At 41.3% G+C, this 12,197-nt stretch carries 7 protein-coding genes; 6 read left to right on the top strand and 1 reads right to left on the bottom strand.

Going from position 1 to position 12,197, the window contains the following annotated elements:
- Window positions 1-22: 22 nt before the first annotated feature.
- Entirely contained in the window at window positions 23-2,236 is a 2,214-nt protein-coding gene (locus tag OSC7112_RS06290) for a GumC family protein (protein ID WP_015175126.1), read from the bottom strand.
- A 439-nt stretch (window positions 2,237-2,675) separates the two neighbouring features.
- Between OSC7112_RS06290 and OSC7112_RS06285 the strand changes: the two genes are divergently transcribed.
- The 6 genes from OSC7112_RS06285 (at window position 2,676) to OSC7112_RS06260 (ending at window position 12,187) form a co-directional block, all read left to right on the top strand.
- The gene (locus OSC7112_RS06285) at window positions 2,676-5,453 is read left to right on the top strand and encodes a polysaccharide biosynthesis protein (protein ID WP_150111504.1); all 2,778 of its coding nucleotides are present in this window, start codon (window positions 2,676-2,678) and stop codon (window positions 5,451-5,453) included.
- A 73-nt stretch (window positions 5,454-5,526) separates the two neighbouring features.
- Entirely contained in the window at window positions 5,527-7,008 is a 1,482-nt protein-coding gene (locus OSC7112_RS06280; RefSeq protein WP_223300772.1) for a DUF4832 domain-containing protein, read from the top strand.
- 42 nt (window positions 7,009-7,050) lie between these two features.
- On the top strand, window positions 7,051-8,433 hold the full coding sequence (gene murJ / locus OSC7112_RS06275) for a murein biosynthesis integral membrane protein MurJ (RefSeq protein ID WP_041622397.1): 1,383 nt from the start codon (window positions 7,051-7,053) through the stop codon (window positions 8,431-8,433).
- 86 nt (window positions 8,434-8,519) lie between these two features.
- Complete coding sequence (locus tag OSC7112_RS06270) at window positions 8,520-9,662, top strand: glycosyltransferase (RefSeq protein ID WP_015175121.1); 1,143 nt, start codon at window positions 8,520-8,522, stop codon at window positions 9,660-9,662.
- Window positions 9,655-11,016, top strand: a complete 1,362-nt coding sequence (locus OSC7112_RS06265; protein ID WP_015175120.1) for an oligosaccharide repeat unit polymerase — start codon at window positions 9,655-9,657, stop codon at window positions 11,014-11,016. The genes OSC7112_RS06270 and OSC7112_RS06265 overlap by 8 nt, the downstream gene beginning before the upstream one ends.
- Window positions 11,006-12,187 carry a glycosyltransferase family 4 protein gene (locus OSC7112_RS06260; RefSeq protein WP_223300771.1) on the top strand — a complete coding sequence of 394 codons (1,182 nt, stop codon included), beginning with the start codon at window positions 11,006-11,008 and terminating at the stop codon, window positions 12,185-12,187. The genes OSC7112_RS06265 and OSC7112_RS06260 overlap by 11 nt, the downstream gene beginning before the upstream one ends.
- The last annotated feature ends 10 nt before the right edge of the window (window positions 12,188-12,197 follow it).

Here is a 12,197-nt window from a genome sequence, read left to right as displayed (position 1 = left end):
AACAGTTAACTGTTGTTATTGGTTACTGGTTATTCGTTTTTTTAATACCAGGACTCTGCTCTTGAGTGTAAGATTCATTGGTAAAATAGTAATGGCTGTGCGGTTCGTTTTTAGGACTTACTCCATTCACCACTAAGCCCAGAACGTGCTGATTTGATTTCTTCAATAGCTCCTTCGCAAAAGCCACAGTACCAGAATGAAGAACTCCAGGTCGCACTACCAATAAAATCCCATCGGCTTTATTTCCGAGAATCAGAGCATCAGCAGCAACATTCAAAGCAGGAGTATCAACGATAACTGCATCATAAGTAGCCGAAAATTGCTTAATTAACGAAGTGAGCCGCTGCGAGTCCAACAGAGCCATTGGATTAGGCGGAATCACCCCGCAAGTCAGCACATCTAAATTATCCATAACTTGGGCGATCGCATCCCCAAATCCAGCTTGTCCGACTATCACGTTGCTCAAGCCTACTTGATTGGGAAGTTCCCAAATCCGATGTTGAACAGGACAGTGCATATCCGCATCTACCAACAAAACCTTCCTTCCTAATTGAGCTATAGCTACAGCCAAATTAGCCGATACAGTAGACTTGCCTTCTTGCGGTAGCGAACTACTGACAACAATCACTTTCAGCTCTTTATCCGAACTCAAAAACCTCAGATTTGCCTGAAGCATTCGGTAAGCAGCACTGCTCGAAGTATGAGGAGTATCTCTAACCACAATCTGTCGGGGAGAGAGCTCTAAATCCTGTGCTGCAGACTTAAGCGGGCGGGAATTACGCCGAGGATTTTTGTCAGGCTTTTTATGAAAAGGAATCACCCCCAACAAAGTAAACCCAAACAATTCCCTCGCCTCTTCAATAGTTTTGACAGACTTATCTTGAGACTCTAAAAGCATCGCCACACCTATCGCCAGCAGAGTTCCCAACAAGCCGCCCGATACCAGCAATAAAGACTTGCGAGAACGCACTGGTTCTGTCGGAACACTCGCCTGTTGGATAATCCGAGCATTACCCACTTGCTGATTTTCAGTAATCCGAATTTGCTGGAGTTTTTTCTGCAATTCTTCATAATCAGCTTCGGCTTCTTGGAGTTTCCTTTCAAGTTCCCGCTTTTCCTTCTCTAGCTTCGGCAAAAGTTTTACCCGCTGCCTGTAGCCAGCTAGAGCATTTGATAAAATAGTAACTCGCTCAGCCAAACCCTGGCGTTCTACATCTACCTTGATAAATTCTTCGATCAGTTTTGGTTTCACTTCTCCTATCTGTAAACTTGGATTTTGCAACGGCTGTTGTCCGCCTAAAACTTGTTGTATTTGTTGGTCTAGTAAAGCTTTCATAGTAGCTTTCTTAGTTTCTAACCTAGTTATCACAGGCGAAGTTTCCACGTAGCGATTTTGCTCAATTGCTAACTGCCGCTCTATTTGTTTGTATTCTTTGAGAGCTTCCTGCACTGTGCTAGATTGGCTGAGATTGCTGGCGGTCAATGCTTGCTGGGGATTCATTTGTAATTCATCTTCAAATGCTTTAGACTTAGCACTTGCCTTGAGCAAATCTGACTTAGCTTGGTCGATTTGACTTTCGAGTCCTGCCATAACTGCCACTGCTGATTTAGCTTCTTCTTCAAGATTTACCACTTTATTATCTTCTTTAAATTTGCTCAATTCTGCCGCTGCTTTCCGCATAGCTTTGTCGGACTTAGGCAGTTTCCTTTCAATAAACTGTCGAACAGATACAGCTTCTAAGCGATTCACTTTTTGATTGTTGTCAATATAAAAGTTCATCAGGTTTTTTACGACATCCGCTGCTATTTTTGGGTTTTGGTCTTTGTATGAAACCGTTAGGATATCAGCTCCACGAATAGTAGCTATTGTCAGGTTTTTTAAAAAAAATTTTGCTTTCAAATGATTATTTGTTTCGTCTTTTAACTGAAGTATATTTATAGTTTTTTCTACATTTTCTAGAGAACGAATCAGTTCTATCTCCGTAGTCAGAGGGTTACTTTGCTCCGCCGCAGGAGTCAACTGTCCGATTTCTTTTCCCAATTCTGTTAAAGCAGATCCAGGAGTTGTTTTCTTAAATAACAGCTTTCCTTCTGCTTCATAAACTGCTTTTTGCTTCAGCGTGGTGTAGGCGGTGAGTGCCAGAACCGAGGCAAACACAGCTAAGGCTGGCAGCCACCTGCGTTTGAGAATCTGCCAGTATTCCTGAAATCCAATACCATTTTCAGTTGATTCCATCAGTTACTCCCGAAAAATGATTTTTTGTAAACAGTAACACCCTAGGCTTTTCAAATCATTATTGAGGATATCTATTGTATCACTTAAGTCTAGCATTGTCATGGTTTTAGCAACTATATTTGTGTTCCCCAGAACAAAAAAAATATATATTTTTGTTAAACAAAAGTAAAGAATTATAAATTTCCGAGCAATGGAATAAGTATAAGGAGAAGATAGACTCAGCATTAAGAGTTCACGATTTAATATCAAAAAATAATAAAAAACAATTAGGAGGCGGGAAATATTCTTGGTAATCGTCTTAATGATATCACTTGAGTGATGCCGGATTAAAAGAAAGGCTGATTAATTTCAGCGGGCAGGGTGGTATAAAAAAGTACCTCAGTATTAGGTACTAGATATAGTTTTAGTAAAGTTTTTGGGTAATAGGGTTGTGATGAATATGATAGTCAAAAAAATCAGCAAAGTGTTGGTGGGATTAAGAACCCGTCATTTTTTGATAATCGATGCAATTTGTTTGGGGATCGCACCATTACTGGCCTTGGCAATTCGTTTAGATGATACATTGACTCTGGCTCCCTACCTAAACAGTCTAGCGGTAGTTACAGTATTATTTGTAGCAGTCAAATTAGCAGTATTTTATGCCGGGGGCTTCTACAAGCGTTACTGGCAGTATGCGGGTCTGGAAGAAATGGCACAAATAACGATGCTGATAGGTATATCCCTAACAGGAGAAATTATCTTGTTCCAAGCACTCTACCAGCTAAATAATTCGCCGATCGGCAATCTGCCACGATCGCTGCCGCTACTAGACGCTATCATCAGCTTTTTGTTAGTGGCGGCCATTCGTTTCAGCATTCCAGCCCTAGAAAGATGGAACCAAAAACCGTGGAAAGTTCAGCAACGCGATCGCGTCCTGATAGTCGGTGCGGGCAGTGCAGGCACATCTCTGGTGCAAACGATGCAGAGGAGCCCAGAGGTAGGACTCGATCCAATCGCTTTCATAGACGACGACCCCAAAAAAATCAGCAAGCAGATTCGCAAACTGACTGTAGTCGGCAATCGCTGTAACATTCCGGAAGTAGTTCGATCGCTAAATATCGACAAAGTTATGATTGCCATCCCCTCAGCTCCGGGAAAAGAGATTAGGGAGATCGTAGAAATTTGTCAGTCAATAGGAATTCCAACCAGCACCCTCCCCGGCCTCAATGAAATCATCAACGGTCGCGTCAGTTTAGGTAGTCTCAGAGAAGTAAAGATTGAGGACTTGCTCCGCCGCGCCCCCATCCAAACCGATATCCACAAAGTCTTGCGATTGATTGGAGGCAAGAAAGTTCTAATTACTGGTGCCGGCGGCTCCATCGGCAGCGAACTTTGTCGGCAAATATTAAAGTGCGAGCCTGCGGAAATCATCATCGTCGGACACGGAGAAAATTCTGTATTCAACATTCAACAAGAACTAACAAAAGTCCTGTCAGAACTCAAAAAGACAAGCAAAACCCAAACAGATATTACTCGCCTGACAGCTTTCATCGCCGATATTCGTTTGCAGGAGCGATTAGAGTACGTTTTTTTAACAATGAGACCAGACATCATTTTTCATGCGGCCGCTCACAAACACGTACCCATGATGGAATTAAACCCGCCCGAAGCGATTACTAACAATGTGCGGGGGACGAAAAATCTGCTGGATCTGGCATTGAAATATAATGTGCAGCACTTTGTGATGATTTCCACCGACAAAGCGGTGAATCCAACTAGCATTATGGGAGCTAGCAAAAGAGTTGCCGAAATGCTGGTGCTGCAAGCAGCCAAAAAAAGCAAAAACCCCTTTGTAGTGGTTCGTTTCGGTAATGTTCTTGGCAGCCGGGGTAGTGTCGTACCTACTTTCCAGCGACAAATTGCTGAGGGCGGGCCGATCACAATTACCCATCCAGATATCACTCGCTATTTCATGACAATTCCCGAAGCAGTTCAACTGGTTTTGCAGGCAGCAGTAATCGGCAAGGGCGGGGAAGTTTTCATGCTTGAGATGGGAGAACCAGTCAGAATTTTTGATTTGGCAAAAGATTTGATTCGGCTTTCAGGATATGAAGTTGGTAAAGACCTAGAAATCGCGTTTACGGGGCTGCGACCGGGAGAAAAATTGTTTGAAGAACTGTTTATTCCCGGTGAGAAATACAACCGCACTAAACACAAAAAAATTCTCAGTTTGGGCAATGCCAGCCGCATAGTGAAAGAAAATATTAACCGGGAGGTAGAAGCTCTTTGTCAAGCGGGCGATCGCAATGATACCAATTTAATAGTCTCAATGTTACAGCAGTTAGTGCCTGAGTACGTACCAGGATATTCAACAGCCAACTTGCACGCAATTACAGCCCAAGAAACAACCGCTCCGGCAAAGATTAGCAGTGCAGCATCTGTGCAGTTAGAGAATGATTTGCGGGTGGCTCTTGCCAATGAGGAGTTTCGGATTCACTATCAGCCGATCGTCTGCCTGGAAACCGATCAAATTAGTGGTTTTGAAGCGCTGTTGCGCTGGCAGCACCCCAATCGAGGTTTGCTTTGGCCAGACGAATTCCTAACACTGGCAGAAGAAACGGGTTTGATTCTTCCTATTGGCGAGTGGGTACTGCGGCAAGCTTGCAGCCAGATGCGAATTTGGCAGTCGCAATTTGGTCTTGAGTCTCCTTTAACAGTAAGCGTCAATCTGACTGGCAAACAGTTTTTCCAAGCTGACTTAATCAATACGATTGCCAAAATATTGCAAGAAACAAATCTCGATGCTTCTAGTTTGAGATTAGAAATTCCTGAATATGTTGTGACGCAAAATTCCGAGTTGGCTGGGTCTGTTTTTCTCAAACTTAAAACTTTAGGGTTGCAAGTACAAATAGACCACTGCGGTCTCAGTGATGTATCATTAACTCACCTCTACCAATTGACGCGGCTTAAGTATGGGAAATTCGACAGTTTGAAGCTAGATTGCTCTCTAGTCAGCGGGCTGGATGCTAACAACGACAACTTAGAAATTCTTCATAAAATTATGGCGATTGCTCAGGATTTAGGTATGGGCATGATTGCCACAGGAGTAGAAACGAGATGGCAAATAGCTCAGCTAAAATCTATGAACTGCATCTACGGACAGGGATACTTTTTCTCGAAGCCTGTGGAATGTGCGGCGGTAGGGAGATTAATTGGGGCTAAGGGTGCTAAAAGTTAATGGGGCATTTGTCAAACTTATCGGTTGAGCACTAAAGAATCGGTTCAGTGATGGCGGCGCAACCGCACTAACGATGAAAGCTAGTTGGAGAAACGCATTTGAGATGGGAAAGATCGCACAAAAATTAGCAGTAATTGGGCTTGTGCTGATGTCAGCGACATCATGCCAACCCTGTGCTGCTAATTCTACTTCTTATAAAACTACACTGTATGAAAACAGTTATGAGAATTTTCCAAATCCCGAAAGAGGTTTTTTTGTTCCGTTTAACCCACTCGGTAAATATGAAAGTTCTCCCTTAAAGGTAGCCGACCTAGAGAAAGTTAGAAGCGAAAATATGAGTTTAGTTCGCCGAATTTATACTATTGCGGATTTTCGAGATAGACCCCTTTCCAAATCATTTCTGCAAAAGGTATCAAATGACTGTGAAATAGTCCGAAAAGCAGGTCTAAAAATTATTATCCGGTTTGCGTATAACTGGCTGGGAGGTGGGCCGGACGCTCCGCAAGAGCGAATACTTTCCCATATAGAACAGTTAAAGCCAATATTTGCAGCGAACTCCGATACTATCGCTTACTTAGAAGCTGGTTTTATTGGTTATTGGGGAGAGTGGAACCGCTCTACAAACGGTCTAGATAAAAATAGTGAAGCCCGGAGAACTATTCTATTTAAAATTCTCTCTGCGGTTCCTACTGAGCGGATGGTTGCTATACGATACCCCTACTACAAAAGAGATGCTTTCAATAATAAAAATCCTCTCACTTCTCAAGAAGCATTCAATGGCAGCTATAGATCCAGAACCGGAGCTCACAACAATTGTTTTTTAGCTGCTATTGATGACTGGGGTACATATAACCATACCGATCCAAAAATTGTAGATGCTCAGAAAACGTATTTAAACTTAGATAACCGATATGTAGTACAGGGTGGTGAAACTTGCAATCCTAGCGAATATGACGATTGTCCAAATGCTTTAGCCGATCTGGAAAGAATGCGCTGGAGTGCCTTAAACACTAACCTATATGATGGACTGCCAGTATTGAGAGGCTGGGAAGAACAAGGCTGCATGAAAGAAATCCAACGCCGTTTGGGCTATCGCTTCCGCCTTTTGAATTCCGTCATTCCAGTGAAGGTAAAAGCTGGTCGCACATTTTCAATGGACTTGAAAATTACTAATGATGGGTGGGCTAGTCCTTACAATAAGCGTTTAGTAGAAGTCATGTTGCGCGATCGGCAAACGCAAGCGCAATATTATTTGGCAGTCACAGAAGATCCTCGAATGTGGATGCCCGGTACTGACAAAAGCATAAACATTAAGGGCGCCATTCCAGTCACCATGCCTTCAGGAGAATATGAAGTGTTATTAAATTTACCCGATCCAGCTCCTAGATTATATAACCGACCGGAATATTCTATCAGGTTTGCTAATCAAAAAGTCTGGGAAGAATCCACAGGCTATAATTCTTTATTGCAAAGCGTGATTATCGAGCCAAGAGTAGCAGGAGATGAGTCTTCCGGAGAACAACTCTTTAAACAGCGTCAAAAGGTGTCCCATTAGTAGCCTATGTTGCTACAGTTGACAAATCAAAAGTGTTCCCATATGAAAATTTTGTCTCCTCAAAAATTACTTGATTTTTGGCATCAACAGACAAGTGGCTCTGTAAATCGCCAAATTTTTGGTGCGGCTGTTACAGTTGCTTTAGGAACGATAATTGTTAAAGCAGTAGCTTTAGTTAAAGAATTAGTAGTGGCATGGAAATTTGGTACTGGCGATACTTTAGATGCGTTTTTAATTGCCTTGTTGGTGCCTGCTTTTATTACAAATGTTGTATCTAGCTCCTTTAATGCAGCCCTTATACCTACTTATATTCGTGTGCGAGATCGGGAAGGTACAAACGCAGCTCAAAGACTTTTTTCGGGAGCTACAGTCTGGATTTTTGTAGTGTTAGCAATTGCAACTATATTAATGGTGGTGACTGCACCGATATATTTACCCTTAATTGCCGGAGGGTTCAGTCGGGAAAAGTTAGATTTGACTTTTAAGTTGTTGTGCGCGATCGTACCTGTTGTCCTGCTGGAAACTTTTATGACTAGCTGGCGTGCTACTTTGAATGCAGGAGAGCGTTTCGCCTTAGTCGCTCTTGCTCCAATTTTTACTCCGATTATGACTATCCTATTCCTCTTAGTGCTTCATTCTTGGGGAATCTTTAACTTAGCAGCAGGACTTGTCTTTGGTGTAGTATTGGAAATGGTTGCGATCGGAATATCGCTGCACCAACAAGGTATTTCATTGATGCCAAAATGGTATGGATTTGATCCTCACCTGAGACAAGTAGCAAGTCAATATATCCCGGCAGTTACGGGAGCACTGTTAATGAATACCGCAACTATAGTAGATCAATCAATGGCAGCAATGCTGTCGCCAGGCAGCGTAGCATCTCTCAACTACGGTAACAGAGTAATTGCCTTGCCAATTACCTTGATTACCACAGCATTAAGCACGGCTGTAATTCCGTATTTTTCTAAAATGGTTGCCCGCGAAGATTGGGCAAATGTACGTCACACCCTTAATCGTTATCTGGGACTAATTTTTGCATTGACCGTGCCGCTAACAGGATTCTTAATTTTATTTTCTGAGTTAATAGTCCAACTCCTTTTCCAAAGAGGCTCTTTTACAGCTAATGATACTCATTTAGTAGCTCAAATTCAATTCTGTTTCGCTTTTCAAATACCATTCTATATTGGAAATATTTTGTTGGCCCGGTTAATGATATCCATGAGACTTAATTATATTTTGATGCGAGTGTCGGCATTTAACTTGATTCTTAATATAACTTTGAATTATATTTTTATGCAATGGATAGGAATCAAAGGTATTGCCTTGTCCACCAGCTTTGTCTATCTATTTTCTTTTTTATATATGTTTGTTTCGGCTCAGCAAAATTTAAGAAAAATAACAGAAGCGAGTCAGACAAAAAGTTAATTAATGTAAATTAAGAATGAAAATTGTTGTGTAAACAATGAATATATGAGAAGATAGTATTATCTCTTTGCCCACTATCAGCAGCCATGAAAAAAAAAGTTGTATTCCTCATCCGCGATTTAAACTACGGTGGTGCTCAAAGGCAATTAGTGACCTTACTAAAAGGTCTTAAAGACTACTTTGATATAACCTTATTATACTTTTACCCAGGGGGGGGTTTAGAAAAAGACTTAAATGAAAGTGGAGTGCGATCTATCTGTCTGGAAAAACGACAGCGTTGGGATGTATTTGGCTTTTTTTGGCGTCTTGTTAAATATCTCAGGCAAATCCAGCCGGATGTGCTGCACGGATACTTGGGCGAATCCAATTTAGTCGCTATTTTTGTCAAGCCATTTTTTACTTCAACCCGGATAGTCTGGGGAATACGGGAATCTAACACCGATCCCAATCTTTATGGTTGGCTAGGGCGTTTTCTCTCTCAGATAACGCCGATTTTATCGTGCTTTGCTGACTTAATAGTCGTCAATTCCTATGCTGGAAAAACCTATTATATAACCCAGGGATATCCCGCCAAAAAGATGGTAGTCATTCTCAACGGTATAGATGTTGAACGTTTTCAGCCAGATCCAAAAGCAGGGGCAAAAGTCAGAAAGGAATGGGGGATTTCACCGGACATGATTTTAATTGGTTTGGTGGGCAGATTGGCACCCATGAAAGACCATCCCACTTTTCTTAGGGCAGCCGCACTAATGTGTCAAGAAAGACAGAATGTGCGTTTTGTCTGTGTTGGTATCGGGCCGGAAAACTACGCACAAGAATTGTATCGCTTGACCGATGAATTGGACATTGGCGATCGCGTTATCTGGGCAGGAGCACGCCCAGATATGCCGGCGGTAAATAATGCCCTAGATATTGCTTGTTCTTCTTCTTCCCACGGCGAAGGGTTTGCTAATGTAATTGGAGAGGCAATGGCTTGTGGCGTACCTTGTGCGGTGACAGATAATGGGGATTCGAGGTTAATTGTTGGCGATACGGGAATGGTCGTACCGCTAAGTAATCCTCAGGCTTTGTTTCTTTCGTGGATGCAAATTTTAAGCAGCGATCGCCCACAATTATCGATAATGGCGCGGCAGCGTATTATCGATAATTTTACTACCAAAAAACTTCATGAGACAACCGAAACAGTTTTAAGAAAAATAATTGAAAACTCGGAGTTATTAGATGCTTGAAAGTGTTTATTTAGTATTGATAGTTCTGATAATAATTATAGAGTTTATCAGAAAAAAAGACAATGAAATAGATTTTTTAAGTATGTTTAATCTGGCTTTCATACTCTGGTATCCATTGCCTGGATTTCTAATAGCTTTTGATGTTCAAAAAGCTGTGGGGGCTGACTGGGAAAGTGTACTCGCTAATACGAATAGCTGGCAAACTGCTACAGCAATTTTTATAGGCTACTTTATTGTAGTTAAAGGATTTTATTCAACGTCTGCTCGAACGCTAGGAAAGAAAATTGTTATTAAATCTCGTCACAGTGGAATTATTTTTTGTTATACAATTTTTTTACTTTTATTCTCATTGGCATCAATACAGATATATAGCTCAGCTTTTGGTGGAATTTCCAATGCCATAACGCAAGGATTAGCCGCACGATCGGGTTGGGTGTCAACTGGGGCGCTAGGTTTCTTTATGAGATTTTTATCTGGTACTGGTTTTTCATCCTATTTATTAGCAGCTTTTGTGTTTGAAAAGAATACTGGAAAACACAAATTGTTGAAGGTTGTGTTATTTTTGGGATCTGTAGCTAGTGCATTAATTTCTTTTATGTTGAGAGCAGGACGATTAAACATTATTTACTACATTCTGGGATTTTACCAGATTTATATACTAAAAACAAAAAAAATTCCCCGGATATCAAGTGCTATTTTTATTATATTTACGGCTTTATTTTTATTTTATGGTAAAAATTTATTTTCTAGTCTGAGTGCAATTCCAGATGGATTTGATGCTGTTATAGATAGGTTTAACCAATCTATACAAGATAATGCCAGGGATGAAGGGTTTAGCTTTTATGGTTTTATGAGCAACTTTTACTATACAGTTTTTTCACTGGATACGGCTTTTAGCAAAAGTTACGACCTTCGCTGGTTTATAGATATATTATACGGAATTTTGAGTTTGGTTCCCGACCGTTTATTAGGTAGCGAATCACCAGAAACCGTTCTGTATTATAATACTGTCTTTATTGTGGGCTCGTTTGATTATGCGATACCGACTGGCTTTCTGGCTTTCGGTATATATAGTTTGTGGTGGCCCGGATTGGTGATAGTTTGCTTAACTTATGGATGGATTGGCGGCTGCCTACAATCTACGCTGGAAAAACATCTAAGAGATGTGTTTTGGATGCCGTATTTTTATGCTTTAGTAGCTCAAATATGGGTTTTCTTTCAAGGGAGCGATCCGGAGTCATTTTTCCAATCTAATTTTATGTTATTGGCAGCAAGTTTCTTGCTGATGGCTTTAGGCAGCAAAATTTTGATAGTTCGGCGCGATCAAAAAATAAGCTCTGTTCATGGAAATTAAAACTATGGGTAATGACAGTAGTTCTGAGAAAAAGGTGTCAATTATATATATCACTACCGGACTGTCAACAGGTGGTGCAGAGAGAATGCTCTACAATTTGTTGTCCAGAATAAACCGGCAGCGGTTTTCTCCTGCTGTGGTTTCTTTAATGGATCGGGGGACGTGGGGCGATCGCATTGAATCTTTAGGCATCCCCGTCTATACTACGGATATGAAACCCGGAATGGCTACACCAGCAGCAATATGGAAATTAGTTCGCCTAGTGCGAAAACTCCAGCCAGACTTAATTCAAGGTTGGATGTATCACGGCAATTTAGCCGCACAATTAGCGAGTTGGCTGTCCCTGTTGAAAACACCTGTTTTGTGGAGCATTCATCATTCAATTAGTTCATTGGAATCAGAAAAAAGTTTAACGGTTAAGATTATTAAATTGTGTGCTTATCTATCCCGGTTAACTGCTCAGGTGATTTTTGTGTCTCAAGCTAGCAAGCTACAACATGAAGCTTTAGGTTATAACCGTCAAAATAATTGCGTCATTCCCAACGGTTTTGATACTTCCTTATTTGTGCCATCACTAGAAGAGAAATTAGCGGTGAAAGCTGAGCTAGGATTAGCAGAAAAAACGATAATAATTGGCGCGATCGGTCGCTATCATCCGATGAAAGACCATGCTAACTTTCTGCAAGCTGCTGCTTGGCTGTTAAAAACCTATCCAGATGTACATTTTTTGTTAATTGGCACTGAAGTAGATCGACAAAATATGTGTCTAATAAAATTAATTGAAGAGTTGAAACTAGGGGATCGCGTTCACCTGTTGGGAGAGCGCACTGACATCCCTCGCTTAACTGCTGCATTAGATATTTCTACTGTCGCTTCTGCTTACGGTGAAGCATTTCCTTTGGTTGTAGGAGAGGCGATGTCCTGCGGGGTGCCTTGCGTCGTTACAGATGTAGGTGATTCAGCTTGGATTGTTTCTAATACCGGAAAAGTAGTACCTCCAAAAAATGCTGAAGCGCTGGCAACTGCTTGGAAAGAGTTAATCGTTCTAGATTGGGAGGAAAGGGAAACTTTAGGAAAATCAGCTAGAGATAGAATTGTTGAATTCTTTTCTTTAGACTCTGTGGTAGCTCAGTACGATAAATTGTATGAAAGTACCTTAAATGCTAGCTAAAAAACGCAAA

Source organism: Oscillatoria nigro-viridis PCC 7112 (assembly GCF_000317475.1).
GTDB lineage: Bacteria > Cyanobacteriota > Cyanobacteriia > Cyanobacteriales > Microcoleaceae > Microcoleus > Microcoleus nigroviridis.
The sequence above is the reverse complement of the archived record's forward strand: the minus strand, read 5'-3'. Positions and strand labels throughout refer to the sequence as shown.

Excerpts from the sequence above, each read along its gene's own strand:
- OSC7112_RS06290 (WP_015175126.1), bottom strand. The coding sequence starts at position 2,236 with ATGGAATCAACTGAAAATGGTATTGGATTTCAGGAATACTGGCAGATT.
- OSC7112_RS06285 (WP_150111504.1), top strand. The coding sequence starts at position 2,676 with ATGATAGTCAAAAAAATCAGCAAAGTGTTGGTGGGATTAAGAACCCGT.
- OSC7112_RS06280 (WP_223300772.1), top strand. The coding sequence starts at position 5,527 with ATGAAAGCTAGTTGGAGAAACGCATTTGAGATGGGAAAGATCGCACAA.
- murJ (WP_041622397.1), top strand. The coding sequence starts at position 7,051 with ATGAAAATTTTGTCTCCTCAAAAATTACTTGATTTTTGGCATCAACAG.
- OSC7112_RS06270 (WP_015175121.1), top strand. The coding sequence starts at position 8,520 with ATGAAAAAAAAAGTTGTATTCCTCATCCGCGATTTAAACTACGGTGGT.
- OSC7112_RS06265 (WP_015175120.1), top strand. The coding sequence starts at position 9,655 with ATGCTTGAAAGTGTTTATTTAGTATTGATAGTTCTGATAATAATTATA.
- OSC7112_RS06260 (WP_223300771.1), top strand. The coding sequence starts at position 11,006 with ATGGAAATTAAAACTATGGGTAATGACAGTAGTTCTGAGAAAAAGGTG.